Raw genomic sequence first — 14,728 nt, forward strand, 5'->3', positions numbered from 1 at the left:
AGGAGTTCGTCATGGTCAGGCTTGAAAAGAAAGATCCGTTGATGCTGGCAAGGCAGTTGCCGTTGAAATCCGTGGCGCTGATTCTGGCTGGGGGCCGCGGCACGCGGTTGAAAGACTTGACCGCGACCCGCGCCAAGCCCGCCGTTCATTTCGGCGGCAAGTTCCGCATTATCGACTTCGCGCTGTCGAACTGCATTAACTCGGGCATTCGGCGCATCGGGGTTATCACGCAGTATCAGTCGCACACGCTGGTGCAGCACATCCAGCGCGGCTGGTCGTTCTTCAGCGAAGAGATGAATGAGTTTGTCGACCTTCTGCCCGCCCAGCAGCGCGTACACGGCGAAACCTGGTATCGCGGCACCGCGGATGCTGTGACTCAGAACCTCGACATCATTCGTCGCTACAAAGCGGAGTATGTGGTCATCCTCGCGGGCGATCACATCTACAAGCAGGACTACTCGCGCATGCTTATCGACCATGTCGAAAAAGGCGCGCGCTGCACCGTGGCCTGCCTGCCGGTACCGGTGGCGGAAGCACGTGCATTTGGGGTGATGGCGGTGGATGAAAACAGCAAAGTCATCGACTTCGTGGAAAAACCCGCCAACCCGCCTTCGATGCCTGGCGACGAGACTAAAGCGCTCGCCAGTATGGGCATCTATATTTTTGATGCCGACTATCTTTATGAGTTGCTGGAAGAGGATGACAAAAACGAATCCTCCAGCCACGACTTCGGGAAAGACATTATCCCGAAAGTGACGTACAGCGGCGAAGCGTACGCGCATCCGTTCACGCTTTCATGCGTGCAGTCCGACCCGAACGCCGAGCCGTACTGGCGCGACGTGGGAACGCTTGAGGCGTACTGGAAGGCGAATCTCGATCTCGCCTCGGTGACGCCGGAGCTGGATATGTATGACCAGGACTGGCCGATTCGTACGCACATGGAGTCGTTGCCGCCTGCCAAGTTCGTGCAGGACCGCTCCGGCAGCCACGGCATGACGCTGAACTCGCTGGTCTCCGGTGGCTGCATAATTTCCGGATCGGTGGTGGTGCAGTCAGTGCTGTTCCCGCGCGTGCGCGTGAACTCGTTTTGCAATATTGATTCTGCGGCGCTGCTGCCTGATGTCTGGGTTGGCCGCTCCTGCCGCCTGCGTCGCTGCATCATCGACCGGGCCTGTGTTATCCCTGAAGGAATGGTGATTGGCGAAAACGCCGAAGAGGATGCTCGCCGTTTCTACCGCTCCGAAGAGGGAATTGTTTTGGTGACCCGCGACATGCTGGCGCGTTTGTCAGCCTGAGTCGCACAAGGATTATGTGCGCACGGACGAGAATTTCCGCGCGCGATGGTTTCGCGTTCGGCGCGCCTGTTGCGCTGTGACTTTCAACGGGAGAGATAATGCAGGTCTTACATGTATGTTCTGAACTTTTTCCGCTACTGAAAACGGGTGGTCTGGCGGATGTCCTTGGCGCGTTGCCTGCTGCGCAGATTGCCGAAGGGGTGGATACGCGCGTGCTACTGCCAGGCTTCCCCGATCTCCGTCGCGGGGTCGCGGATGCCAAAGTGATTACGCGTCGTGACACCTTCGCCGGGCGTATCTCTTTGTTATACGGACACTTCAACGGCGTCGGCATCTATCTTATCGATGCGCCGCATCTCTATGATCGTCCGGGCAGCCCTTATCACGACACCAACCTTTACGCCTACGCCGACAACGTGATTCGCTTCGCCCTGCTGGGTTGGGTGGGCAGCGAGATGGCGGCCGGGCTCGATCCGTTCTGGCGGCCTGATATCGTTCACGCGCATGACTGGCATGCGGGCCTGACGCCTGCGTATCTGGCAGCGCGCGGGCGTCCGGCGAAATCCGTGTTTACGGTGCATAACCTCGCCTATAAAGGCATGTTTTATGCGCATCACATGGATGAAATCGGATTGCCATGGTCGATGTTTAATATGAATGGGCTGGAGTTCAACGGCGAGATTTCGTTCCTCAAGGCGGGCCTCTACTATGCCGATCATATTACGGCGGTGAGCCCGACCTACGCGCGCGAAATCACCGAGCCGCAGTTCGCCTATGGCCTGGAAGGGCTGCTGAAACAGCGCCACAGTGAAGGGCGGCTGTCGGGCATCCTGAACGGCGTCGATGAAAACATCTGGAACCCGGCGCACGACTTATTGCTGGCCTCGCGCTATACCCGCGATACGCTGGAAGAGAAAGCGGAAAACAAGCGCCAGTTGCAGATTGCGATGGGCCTGAAGGTGAATGACAAAGTGCCGCTGTTTGCGGTGGTCAGCCGCCTCACCAGCCAGAAAGGGCTGGATCTGGTGCTGGAGGCGCTGCCGGGCCTGCTGGAGCAGGGCGGACAACTGGCGCTGCTGGGGGCAGGCGATCCGGTGCTTCAGGAAGGGTTCCTCGCCGCCGCGGCGGAACATCCGGGCCAGGTCGGCGTGCAGATTGGCTATCACGAGGCGTTCTCGCACCGCATTATGGGCGGCGCGGATGTGATTTTAGTGCCGAGCCGCTTTGAGCCGTGCGGGTTAACGCAGCTCTACGGCCTGAAATATGGCACGCTGCCGCTGGTGCGTCGCACCGGTGGGCTTGCGGATACCGTTTCCGACAGCTCGCTGGAGAACCTGGCGGACGGCATCGCCAGCGGTTTTGTCTTTGAAGACAGCAACGCCTGGTCGCTGCTGCGGGCTATCCGGCGCGCTTTCGTATTGTGGTCCCGTCCGTCCCTCTGGCGTTTTGTACAACGTCAGGCGATGGGGATGGACTTTAGCTGGCAGGTCGCGGCGAAATCCTACCGCGAACTTTATCAACGCTTGTTGTAAAGGAACACGTCGATGAATGAACCCTTTAGCTATGCGTCGCCAACCCTGAGCGTGGAGGCGTTAAAGCACTCTATCGCTTACAAGCTGATGTTCACCATCGGTAAAGATCCGGCCATCGCTAACAAACATGAATGGCTGAACGCCACGCTGTTTGCGGTGCGCGATCGCATGGTGGAGCGCTGGCTGCGCTCTACTCGCGCGCAACTCTCACAGGAAGTGCGACAGGTTTACTATCTGTCGATGGAGTTTCTGATTGGCCGCACGCTCTCAAACGCCCTGTTGTCGCTTGGCATCTATGAAGATGTGCGGGACGCGCTGGAGGGGATGGGCCTGAGCCTGGAAGAACTCATCGACGAAGAAAACGACCCCGGTCTTGGCAACGGCGGCCTCGGGCGCCTTGCGGCCTGTTTCCTGGATTCGCTGGCGACGCTCGGCCTGCCGGGCCGCGGCTATGGCATTCGCTACGACTACGGGATGTTTAAGCAAAACATCGTTGACGGTCGCCAGAAAGAATCGCCGGATTACTGGCTGGAATATGGCAACCCGTGGGAGTTCCAGCGCCACAATACGCGTTATAAAGTGCGCTTCGGCGGGCGTATTCAGCAGGAAGGCAAAAAGACCCGCTGGGTGGAAACTGAAGAAATTATCGCAGTCGCCTCTGACCAGATCGTTCCCGGCTACGACACCGATGCCACCAACACACTGCGGCTCTGGAGCGCGCAGGCCAGTAGCGCGATTAACCTCGGTAAGTTCAACCAGGGCGACTACTTTGCGGCGGTGGAAGATAAAAACCACTCCGAGAACGTGTCGCGCGTGCTTTACCCGGACGATTCCACCTATTCCGGGCGTGAGCTTCGTCTGCGTCAGGAGTATTTCCTGGTCTCGGCGACGGTGCAGGACATTTTAAACCGCCACTACATGCTGCATAAAACCTACGCCAACCTGGCGCAGAAAGTGGCGATTCACCTGAACGACACCCACCCGGTATTGTCGATTCCGGAGCTGATGCGCCTGCTTATCGACGAGCATAAGTTCAGCTGGGATGAAGCATTTGAAGTAACCTGTCAGGTGTTCTCCTACACCAACCATACGCTAATGAGCGAGGCGCTGGAGACCTGGCCTGTGGATATGCTCGGCAAGATCCTGCCGCGCCATCTGCAGATCATTTTTGAAATTAACGATTACTTCCTGCGTACCATTCAGGAGCAATACCCGAACGATACCGGGCTCTTAAGCCGCGTGTCGATTATCGACGAGTCGGGCGGGCGTCGCGTGCGTATGGCCTGGCTTGCGGTCATTATCAGCCACAAGGTGAATGGCGTGTCTGAACTGCACTCGAACCTGATGGTCCAGTCGCTGTTTGCCGATTTCGCCAACATCTTCCCGATGCGCTTTTTGAACGTCACCAACGGCGTGACGCCGCGCCGCTGGCTGGCGCTGGCGAACCCGTCGCTCTCCGACGTGCTGGATGAGAATATCGGGCGCACCTGGCGCACCGATCTCAGCCAGTTGAGCGAACTGGAACAGCACATCGACTACCCGACGGTGAACCAGCAGGTGCGCGAAGCCAAGCTTGAGAATAAAAAGCGTCTGGCGATTTACATCGCGCAGCATCTCAATGTCGTGGTCAACCCGAAAGCGCTCTTTGACGTGCAGATCAAGCGTATTCACGAGTACAAGCGTCAGCTCATGAACGTGCTGCACGTCATTACGCGCTATAACCGCATCAAAGCCGATCCGGATCTGGAGTGGGTGCCGCGCGTGAATATTTTCGCCGGTAAAGCCGCCTCGGCGTATTACATGGCGAAGCATATTATTCACCTGATCAACGATGTGGCAAAAGTCATCAACAACGACGCGGACGTGAAGGATCGCCTGAAAGTGGTGTTTATCCCGAACTACAGCGTCAGCCTTGCGCAGCTCATCATTCCGGCAGCCGATCTCTCAGAGCAGATTTCTCTCGCGGGTACTGAGGCGTCCGGCACCAGTAACATGAAGTTTGCGCTCAACGGCGCACTGACCATCGGCACGCTCGATGGCGCGAACGTAGAGATGCAGGAGCATGTCGGCGAAGAGAACATTTTCATCTTTGGTAACACGGCGGATGAAGTGGAAGCGCTGCGTCGCGCAGGCTATAACCCGCGCGATTACTACGAGAAGGATGAAGAGTTACGCCAGGTACTGACTCAGATAGCGACCGGGGTGTTCAGCCCTGAAGAGCCGGGCCGCTACCGCGATCTGGTGGATTCGCTGATTAACTTTGGCGATCACTATCAGGTGCTGGCGGATTACCGCAGCTACGTGGATTGTCAGGAGAAGGTGGACGAGCTTTATCTGCAGCCGGAAGTATGGACCACGCGCGCGATGCATAACATCGCGAACATGGGCTACTTCTCCTCAGACCGCACCATTCAGGAGTACGCGGAAAATATCTGGCACATCACGCCTGTACGCCTGTAAGATCGACGCGTTATCAACACAACCAGAGTGGCGACGCTCTGGTTTTTTTATGGGTGCGAAAGGCAAGGATGACGAAGAAAACAACATGGGCGGGCGCGCTGCTCGTCTCGCTGGCAGGCGCGCCATTACTGGCTCAGGTATACGGCGCGGTGGCGGATTTCGCGCTTTCAGGCGTGATGCGCATATATGCCTCAGCGAACATCGGTATCGCCGTACTGCTGGTGCTGCAAGGCGTGTCGCTGGCGCTGCTTGGCAAACATCAGGCGACACGACGCCCCGACAGCGCGCGGGTGTTCTGGGCGGTGCTTGTCTGGTATCTGCTGTGTGCCGCCGTGTTCAGTACCAGGGCGGGGTTTTTGCCAGACGCGCCGCGGGGGTCGCTATTCTTTGCCGGCTGGCTCCCGAGCGCATACGTCTGGCTGCTCGCGAAGGACGTTTTCTTTGTATGGCCGCTGTGGCTGCCCGCCGCCGCACAGGCATCCTTACTTGCCGGATTTTATTACGGACGCCGCCGCGCCCGTCACGCGTGATAGGGGGTGGCCAGCGGCGTGTGGCTTACGCCTGTGGCACCCACCACGCAGTTGCGGCCCGCGCGTTTGGCCTGATAAAGCGCCTCGTCGGCCTGGTTTTTTAGCGTCTCTCCACTGGCGTCGTCACCTGTCATCGTGGCGGTGCCAGCGCTAATCGTCAGTACTTTCTCCACCATCGGCGTCGCCGGATGCGCCAGCCGGGCCTGCTGAATCGCCTGAAGCGCGCGCATCGCCACCTGTTCAGCAGCATGTGCGTTCGCACCCGGCAGAATAATGGCAAACTCTTCGCCGCCGTAACGCGCCACTCTGTCAGATTTGTGCAGCGGCAGATGATGCAAAATCTCGCCCACCGCTTTCAGGCACTCATCGCCCGCCACATGGCCCAGCGTGTCGTTGTAGCTTTTAAAATAGTCGATATCGCACATCACCAGTGACACCGGCGCACCGGTTGCCTGCGCGCGCGTCATACACTGTTCCAGATAAATATCGAACTGGCGACGATTAGGCAGCCCGGTTAAGCCATCCAGCAGCGCCAGATCCTGAAGAATATGATTAGAGCGCGTGAGATCGTCACGCAGCACAATAAGTTCGCGCTGATAGCGCAGGCTGGCGCGGATCTGGCGCAAAACCAGCACGCCGAATACCAACACCACACCAAGCAGCACGGCGTTAAGCGCCAGTGTCGGAATATTGTTACGCCACCAGGCGGCGCGAAGTTCATCGACATCATAACCGGCCGACACCACCAGCGGATAACGCGCAAGCGTGGCGTAACCGAAAATGCGCGGCACGCCGTCGATCGCCGATTTCCAGGCGCCGCCGCCGGTCGGGGCGATTTTCAGCATCCGCGTAAACAGCGGGCTGGAGGAGAGGGTGCGGTTAATATAGGAATCGGGGAAAGGGCGCACATACAGCACCGTGCTGTCGGTGAAGGTGATCCCCAAAGTGTCGCCTGGCCCCATTTCGTAATAGCCATAAAACTGGCGGAAATAGTCGAGTTTCACCGTTGCCAGTAACACGCCGCGAAAGCGGCCTTCCGGGGTATTCAGCCGCATCGAAACGGGCACCACCAGTTCCCCCGTAGCACGGCTGCGGATCACATGGCCGATGCGTATGCCGGTGTCGCTGTGCTGGCTGTGCCAGATGAAATAGTCGCGGTCGGCGCTGTTCGCCTGCGCCGGAAAGCCGCTCGCCGAGGTGGCGAGCCAGTCGCCGCGGGTGTCGTAGACAAACAACCCCTGCAGTTGCGTCAGCTGGCGCTGTTGTTGGGCGAGCAGGCCGCGCGGGCCGTTCCATTCGGCAGGCTGCAGGAAAATATCGTCCGCACGCCGCGAGAGATCATCCAGCGTCAACTGAACCTGGAAAAAAGTATCTTCTGCCTGCCGCGCCAGGGAAAGCGCCTGGTTACGCGCCTGACGCTCTGTCTCCTCGACACTGTGTCGCCACGATTGCCACAGCGATCCGCCGCTGACCGCCATCACCAGCAGCGAAATCAGCAGTAAAAAAGCCAGCATTACGGCATCCGGCGAACGGGATGTTGCCTTGCGCAAGCGGCGCTCTCCTGAGAGGGGGTTTAATAACCCATAGTAATACGATGTTATTAATTGTAGCGACAGAAATACACGTTAATGCGGGGAGTTAGCAGATAAAAAGACGCGGCCGCGCAGGAGAAGACACGGCCGCGAAAGGGGAAGGGGTTACGACGCCAGCGACAGCTTCACATTGGCTTTTTTGCCGACGTTTTCAGTGAGCCACTGCGCCACGCGCGACTGTTCTTCACCGTTGAGCCACATACCGAGTTTGGTACGACGCCAGATGGCGTCATCCAGACGGCGCACCCATTCGTGCTCGACCAGATAGCGCAGTTCCGCTTCGTAAAACTCATGGCCGAAGTGTTCGCCAAGCGCGTGGATATCTGCAGCATCGCCCAGAATCAGCTCGCTGTTACTGCCGTAGGTACGCGCGTAGTGGCGCGCCAGCGTTTCACTGATGAACGGGTAACGGCGACGCAGCTGTGCGGCGTAGTCGTCGCGCTCGCCCTGGAAAGCGCCACCCGGCAGCACGGCGTTGCGGGTCCACGCCGGGCCGATATTGCTGTAATAGGACGACAGTTTTTCCATCGCGTGTTCGGCAAGCTTACGGTACGTCGTGAGTTTACCGCCGAAGACCGACAGCAGCGGCGCTTTGCCGTTCTCATCGTGAATATCGAGCGTGTAATCACGGGTGATCGCCTGCGGCGAATCCGATTCGTCATCGCACAGCGGACGCACGCCGGAGTAGGTCCAGACCACGTCATCGCGGGCAAGCTGTTTTTTGAAGTGCGCGTTATAGACTTTGAGCAGATAGCTGATTTCGGATTCGTCGATAGCCACTTCTTTCGGGTCGCCTTTATATTCGACGTCGGTAGTGCCGATTATCGAGAACTCATCCATCCACGGGATAACAAACACGATACGCTTATCTTCGTTTTGCAGGATGTAAGCCTGTTTCTGGTTATGCACGCGCGGCACGACGATATGGCTGCCTTTGATCAGGCGGATACCGTAAGGCGATTTCAGTTTCAGGCCGTCATCAAAGAAGTTTTTCACCCACGGGCCGGTGGCGTTCACTAAGCCGCGCGCCTGCCAGGTGTAGGTTTCGCCGGTATCGATATCTTCCGCTTCCACGATCCACATGCCGTTTTCGCGACGCGCGGAGGTGGCGTGGGTGCGAGTCAGCACTTCGCCGCCTTTTTTAACGACCATCTGGGCGTTCGCCAGCACCAGACGCGCGTCGTCGACCCAGCAGTCGGAATATTCGAAACCGCGCACGATTTCCGGCTTCAGCACTGAATCCGAACCAAAACGCAAACCGGTGGAGCCCGGCAGACTGGTGCGTTTGCCGAGGTGATCGTACATGAACAGACCGGTGCGGATCATCCAAGCCGGGCGAAGATGCGGGCGGTGCGGCAGACGAAAGCGCATCGGGAACGCGATGTGCGGCGCCATTTTCAGCAGCACTTCACGTTCTGCCAGCGCTTCGCTGACCAGACGGAACTCGTAATGTTCCAGATAGCGCAGCCCGCCGTGGATCAACTTGGAGCTGGCGGAAGAAGTGGCGCACGCCAGATCCTGCGCTTCCAGCATCAGCACAGAGAGTCCACGCCCTGCGGCGTCTGCCGCGATACCGGCACCGTTGATGCCCCCACCTATCACAATCAGATCTTTGGTTTCCATGCTGCTGCCCTCACGCACTTTCGTTAAAGCTCATAAATGTTCGTTATCGCTCATAATAGCAAACAAACGCGCTTTTGATAACAACAAAAAAACATTTCCGTGTGATGTGAATAACATTATGGCGTTACAGACGGAGGAAGCCTTACACTTACGTTATTATCGGCATAGCGCCTCGCGCGGTTGGCCGGTCTTACGCCCCTTTAAAGATGAAAGAGATCACCATGGATCAGTTTGAATGTATTAATGTCGAAGAAGCGCACCAGAAACTGCAGCAGGGGAACGCCGTGCTGGTGGATATTCGCGATCCGCAAAGTTATGCGATGGGCCACACGCCTGGCGCGTTTCATTTAACCAACGCCACGCTGCCCGCCTTTATGCAGCAGACCGATTTCGACGTGCCGGTGCTGGTGATGTGCTATCACGGCAATAGCAGCAAAGGAGCGGCGCAGTATCTGCTTCACCAGGGTTATGACCAGGTCTACAGCGTGGACGGCGGTTTCGACGCCTGGCATCGCCATTTCCCGGCGGAAGTGGCGCACGGCGAGAGTTAAGCATCATCTGCGCGTCGTTCGCAGGTATACTGTTTGCCTCATGTGGAGATACCTTTCTGAAAAGAACGACTTGCTATGTTGATGATTAACTCGTTTGACAACCCGCGTCTTGCACAGGCGTTTGTTGACTATATGGCCACCCAGGGCGTGATACTGGAAATCCAGCGGCATGACACCTGGGATATCTGGCTTGCCGATGAGGCGCAGGCGGAAAGGGTCAAAGCGGAGCTGAGCTATTTTCTCGCGCACCCCGGCGATCCGCGCTATCTCTCCGCGAGCTGGCAGACAGGGCAACTGAACGCCGGTTTGCGCTATCGCTCGTATCCGTTTATGGCGAGCGTGCGCGCCCACGCAGGCCCGCTGACGCTCGGCATGATGGCGCTGTGCGTCGTGGCGTATCTCGCGATGAGCATCATTGGTTCTCCGCAAGTGGCCGTCTGGCTTGCATGGCCGTTCGATCCCTCTCTCAAATTTCAACTCTGGCGCTATGTCAGCCCGCTGCTGTTGCACTTTTCCCTGCTGAGCCTGATCTTCAATCTGCTATGGTGGTGGTATCTTGCCGGTCCGCTGGAGCGTAGCGTCGGCAGCGGTAAACTGCTGACGCTAACGCTGGTGACGGCGCTGGTGGGCGGCGTTATTCAGTATCAAATTGCCGGCCCGTGGTTCGGCGGCCTCGGCGGCGTGGTCTATGCGCTGGTGGGCTATGTCTGGCTGCGCGGGGAACGCGAGCCGGAAAGCGGGCTTTATCTGCCTCGCGGCATTCTGGTGTTTATGCTGCTGTGGCTCGCTATCGGCGGCCTGGGGCTGTTTGGCAACAAGACGGCGAATGCCGATCTGGTGGCGGGGATGCTGATTGGCCTGGCGATGGCCATGACAGATACCCTGCATGCGCGAAAACGAAAATAATACGGCAACACGTCAGGAGAAGGGTGTGAAGCAAACACAACGTCACGATGCCATTATTGAACTGGTCAAAAAACAGGGCTATGTGAGTACCGAAGAGCTGGTGGAGCAGTTTGCCGTCAGCCCGCAAACCATCCGTCGCGACCTCAACGATCTTGCAGAACAAAATATGATCCTGCGCCACCACGGCGGCGCGGCGTTACCGTCAAGCTCGGTCAATACCTCCTGGCATGACCGCAAGGCGACCCAGACGGCGGAAAAAGAGCGTATCGCCTATAAAGTGGCAAGCCAGATCCCCAACGGCGCGACGCTGTTTATCGATATTGGCACCACGCCGGAAGCGGTGGCGCACGCGCTGTTAAATCATGAGAACCTGCGTATCGTGACCAATAACCTGAACGTGGCGAATACGCTGATGGTGAAGGATGATTTCCGTATCATTCTGGCGGGCGGTGAGTTGCGCAGCCGCGACGGCGGGATTATCGGCGAGGCGACGCTCGATTTTATCTCTCAGTTCAGGCTCGATTTCGGCATTCTGGGTATCAGCGGCATCGACAGCGACGGCTCGCTGCTGGAGTTCGATTATCACGAAGTACGCACCAAGCGCGCGATTATCGAGAACTCGCGCCACGTGATGCTGGTGGTGGATCACTCCAAGTTTGGCCGCAACGCGATGGTAAATTTAGGCAGTATCAGCCTTGTGGACGCGGTTTATACCGACACCATGCCGCCTGCGGGCGTGATGCAGGTGATTACCGCCAATAAGGTGCAGTTAGAGTTGTGTTGATGTGGTGAGTTTTGCGGTGTGGTTGTTGGTGGGACGGCGGGTGCGCTTTGCTTACCCGCCCTACGATTCAGTTCATCGTAATATTATGTAGGGTGGGTAAGCGCAGCGCACCCACCGTGTATTCGCATCAACGGCATATTTTTGTAGGGTGGGTAAGCGCAGCGCACCCACCATGTATCCGCATCAATCGCCCTTATCAATACCGCTTTTAAACCCCATACCCCATCATCTTCAACAACTGCTGGGCGTGCTGAACGGCGTCCTGACGGTGCGCCACGCCAAGCTTCTGATACAAATTGCGGATATGCGTTTTAATCGTGGTCGCCGCCACATCAAGCTCACCGGCAATCTGATCGTTGCTGTAACCGGAGTAGATAAGCCCCAGCACCTGCCATTCGCGTTGGGTCAGCGGGCTGGTGCGGATCAACTCCGGCACTTCCGGGTGATTCAGCAGCTTATTGACGAAGTTCTCGTCAAAATGCGCGAATTTATGGCGATGATGCTGGTTAATGTCGCGCAGAATGCGCTGCGCGCGATGCTGTTCAATCTCTGGCAGCGTATTGAGCTGCAACAGCTGACGCAACTGCTGCGCCATTGCTTCGCCTTCAATCACGAAATGGCTGATAAACCCGGTGCGGTTGGCGAGCGTTAACGCCTCCATCAGTACGCGCTGGGCGTCGCTTTTGCGACCGGCATTCCAGTAAAGCTGATTCAGCAACAGCAGGTTGCGGTTGATATCGCTCATCAGCCGCAGGCTGCGGGCGTTTTCGTTGAGCTCTTCCAGCACCATCTCCGCGGGCTCGTAATCGCCAAGCAGGATCTGCACGCGCGCGATATTGCGCCACTGGCTTTGCAGGAAATGGTTATTGGCGAAGGCCGGTTTCGGCGTCTGGCGCAGCCAGGCGGCGGCGGCGGCTTTGTCGCCCGTCATCTGCCAGTAAATTACCCGCACTTTGTCGGCGTTAGAAACCCAGTCGCTGTGGTAATGGCCGTTACCGAGCAGATTTTCGAGACGGTTGAGGTGACTGCGGGCGTTGTCGAGATCGCCGCGCGCCAGCGAGCACTGCACCAGCAGCGCCAGGCACTGCAACTGCTGCTGCGGCTGGTAGTTCGCGAGCACGGTCATTCCGGTGCGCGCGCAGGCTTCCGCTTCATCCAGCCGCGCCCAGGCCCACAAGAGCTGTGCGCGAATACGCAGCAGGAACTCATGCAGCGGCAGCTGTTCGAGATGCTGCTCCTGAATAAGCGTAAAGGCTTTTTCCTGCGTCTCCCAGGCCGCCTGCAAAAAGCCCTGGGCGAAGAGAATTTCGCTCTGCTGGATAAGGCTCCAGAGCGCGTAGTGCCAGACATCGTGACGGCGTGCCATCAGCTCGGTCTGCTGCATCACCGACAGCGATTTCGTTAAATCGCCTTTGCAGTGCAGCACTTCGCCGTGGACGGATGTCGCCACGATGCGGCTGTAGAAATTCGCCAGCGGCAGCGTCTCCAGCGCGACCATCGCCAGCCGCTCGGCCTCGTCCGGGTCGCCGTCGTTAATCGCCACCTGCGCGCGCAGGGCGTTGAATTCGCCATGCAGCGTGTCGTCCATTTCGCCTTTCATCTCCTGCTCGGCGCGCGCCAGCAGGGTGTTGACTTCGCTGTAGCGGTGCTGGCTTTGCATCAGCCAGGCCTGCAACAGCACGAGGCGCGGGTTCGCCAGCAGGCTTTCCCAGGGCAGGGCTTTTAAAGACTGTTCCAGCAGAGTGAGTTCACTGTGGTTGAACAGCCCCCAGGCGTGATTAAGCAGGATGTCGCGCAGCATACTGGCGTCGCCCGCCGCGAGCGCGTGGTGAATCGCCTCGCTCGGAAACCCCTGCGCCATCCAGCTCTCCGCCGCGGCGCGGTGGATATCCGGCAGCTCGGTCGACAGCTCCCACTGGCAGCGCTGACGCAGAAAACTACCGAACAGCGGGTGATAGCTGAACCATTCACCGGAATCATCCATCCGTTGCAAAAACAGCCCCTGGCGTTCGATCTCTTCCAGACGCATCTGGCCATTTTCTTCGCCGGTCACGCGCACGATCAGCGCGTCGTTCATTGAGCGCAGCAGGGCGCTTTTCAGTAAAAACTGACGGGTGTCGTTATCGACGTTATTCAGCACTTCATCGACCAGGTAATCGGACAGGTGGCTGGCGTTAATGCCTGCCAGCCGGCGCGCCGACTGATGCACCGCGCCGGTATTCTGACGTGCCGAAAGCGCAATGAGTTGCAGCGCGGTGGCCCAGCCTGCGACGTCGTCGCAAAGACGGTTGCTTTGCGCCGGTTCGATGGGCTGGCTCAGGCGGCAGTCGAAAAACTGGCGCGCTTCCTGGTGCGTAAAGGCGAGCTGCTGGCTGCCGATTTCGAGCAACTGCTCGCGCACGCGCAGGTTAGCGATACCCAGTTGCGGCAGGTTGCGCGAAAGCACCACCAGCGTCAGATGATCGGGCTGATGACGCAGGAAGAAGCGCATCGCCTCATGAATAACCGGATTGGTGATGAGATGGTAATCATCAATCACCAGAAAGAGCGGGCGCGGCCAGTCCGCCAGCTCGATGAAAAGCTGCGCGAACAGGGAAGAGAGGCTCGCGTACTGGCGTTTCTGGGCCATCACTTCGCTGCTGGCACAGTGGCCACCGGTCGCCTGCTGAATAGCGGCGATAAGATAGCTGGCGAAGCGCTCCGGTTGGTTATCGCCTTCGGCAAGCGAATACCAGCCCAGCTCCGTCTTACCTGCGGCCCACTGGGAAATTAACGTCGTTTTTCCGTAGCCGGCGGGGCTGGTGATTAGCGCCAGCCGGTAGTTGCTAGCGCCGGATAATTTAGCCAGCAGACGTTCACGAACCACAGTGTGTTCAAGACGAACCGGGCGACTTAACTTAGACGGTATCAACATAGGATCACTTCACTGTGCAGGAGGCAAAGAGATGACGATTTTTTTTGAGCTTCGTAATTAATACTAAATTAAGGTCGGACAGAATCAGCATGAATGCAAGTTATGTCCTTTTTTGGGCACGTTAAAGTTGCACTCTGTCACATTTCCATTTTTTCTGTGAATATTTCACCCACGTTCGCCTGCAAAGGCCGTTGGCTCTGGCTTTGCGTTAAGGTGTGGATGAGTTTTATTTCGCCACTGGCACAGTAAACCTTGCAAACCTGCCATATTTTCAGTGGGTTTTGTGCGCAGAATCACCGTAAAAATGCGCCGGAAGGGAGCTGAAGCGTTATTTTTAGTGAGAATTCGTTTCTGCTGTAACAGCGCTTCCGCTTTCGCATGCTCTCAAGGGGAATATGTCGAGTGAAGCGGTACGTTTTGCAGATGTTCCCGCAGGTTTTAACGCTTTTTGTGGGGGTTTTAGTGCCGTAGATCACAGTTTTTGCTACTCCCCGTTTCTCCTCCCTGGCTAATCCTGCGCAGGAGGAGGAATTCACTCAGG

Annotated in this window: 10 protein-coding genes; 7 read left to right on the plus strand and 3 right to left on the minus strand. The window is 57.7% G+C overall.

Annotation, left to right across the window (positions count from 1 at the left end):
* Positions 1 to 11: 11 nt before the first annotated feature.
* From glgC to CSK29544_RS05990, 4 genes are all read left to right on the plus strand, one after another.
* On the plus strand, positions 12 to 1,295 hold the full coding sequence (gene glgC / locus CSK29544_RS05975; RefSeq protein WP_007899845.1) for a glucose-1-phosphate adenylyltransferase: 1,284 nt from the start codon (positions 12 to 14) through the stop codon (positions 1,293 to 1,295).
* 98 nt (positions 1,296 to 1,393) lie between these two features.
* Positions 1,394 to 2,827, plus strand: a complete 1,434-nt coding sequence (gene glgA / locus CSK29544_RS05980) for a glycogen synthase GlgA (RefSeq protein ID WP_004388021.1) — start codon at positions 1,394 to 1,396, stop codon at positions 2,825 to 2,827.
* Positions 2,828 to 2,839: 12 nt separating this feature from the next.
* The gene (glgP, locus tag CSK29544_RS05985) at positions 2,840 to 5,287 is read left to right on the plus strand and encodes a glycogen phosphorylase (RefSeq protein ID WP_012126372.1); all 2,448 of its coding nucleotides are present in this window, start codon (positions 2,840 to 2,842) and stop codon (positions 5,285 to 5,287) included.
* Positions 5,288 to 5,355: 68 nt separating this feature from the next.
* The gene (locus tag CSK29544_RS05990) at positions 5,356 to 5,817 is read left to right on the plus strand and encodes a hypothetical protein (RefSeq protein WP_007899837.1); all 462 of its coding nucleotides are present in this window, start codon (positions 5,356 to 5,358) and stop codon (positions 5,815 to 5,817) included.
* Here the strand turns inward: CSK29544_RS05990 and CSK29544_RS05995 are convergent.
* On the minus strand, positions 5,808 to 7,367 hold the full coding sequence (locus CSK29544_RS05995) for a sensor domain-containing diguanylate cyclase (protein ID WP_007899832.1): 1,560 nt from the start codon (positions 7,365 to 7,367) through the stop codon (positions 5,808 to 5,810). The two genes, CSK29544_RS05990 and CSK29544_RS05995, sit on opposite strands and share 10 nt — an antisense overlap.
* A gap of 147 nt (positions 7,368 to 7,514) precedes the next feature.
* Positions 7,515 to 9,032 carry a glycerol-3-phosphate dehydrogenase gene (glpD, locus tag CSK29544_RS06000; RefSeq protein WP_007899831.1) on the minus strand — a complete coding sequence of 506 codons (1,518 nt, stop codon included), beginning with the start codon at positions 9,030 to 9,032 and terminating at the stop codon, positions 7,515 to 7,517.
* A 221-nt stretch (positions 9,033 to 9,253) separates the two neighbouring features.
* Between glpD and glpE the strand changes: the two genes are divergently transcribed.
* From glpE to CSK29544_RS06015, 3 genes are all read left to right on the plus strand, one after another.
* Positions 9,254 to 9,583, plus strand: a complete 330-nt coding sequence (gene glpE, locus CSK29544_RS06005; protein WP_004388026.1) for a thiosulfate sulfurtransferase GlpE — start codon at positions 9,254 to 9,256, stop codon at positions 9,581 to 9,583.
* Between the two features lie 75 nt (positions 9,584 to 9,658).
* Entirely contained in the window at positions 9,659 to 10,489 is an 831-nt protein-coding gene (gene glpG, locus CSK29544_RS06010) for a rhomboid family intramembrane serine protease GlpG (RefSeq protein WP_007899829.1), read from the plus strand.
* Positions 10,490 to 10,514: 25 nt separating this feature from the next.
* Complete coding sequence (locus tag CSK29544_RS06015) at positions 10,515 to 11,273, plus strand: DeoR/GlpR family transcriptional regulator (RefSeq protein ID WP_004388028.1); 759 nt, start codon at positions 10,515 to 10,517, stop codon at positions 11,271 to 11,273.
* Between the two features lie 208 nt (positions 11,274 to 11,481).
* Here CSK29544_RS06015 and malT read toward each other — a convergent pair whose 3' ends face one another.
* The gene (gene malT, locus CSK29544_RS06020) at positions 11,482 to 14,187 is read right to left on the minus strand and encodes an HTH-type transcriptional regulator MalT (RefSeq protein WP_029039086.1); all 2,706 of its coding nucleotides are present in this window, start codon (positions 14,185 to 14,187) and stop codon (positions 11,482 to 11,484) included.
* Between the last annotated feature and the right edge of the window lie 541 nt (positions 14,188 to 14,728).

The organism is Cronobacter sakazakii, assembly GCF_000982825.1.
In the GTDB taxonomy this organism is placed as follows: Bacteria; Pseudomonadota; Gammaproteobacteria; order Enterobacterales; family Enterobacteriaceae; genus Cronobacter; species Cronobacter sakazakii.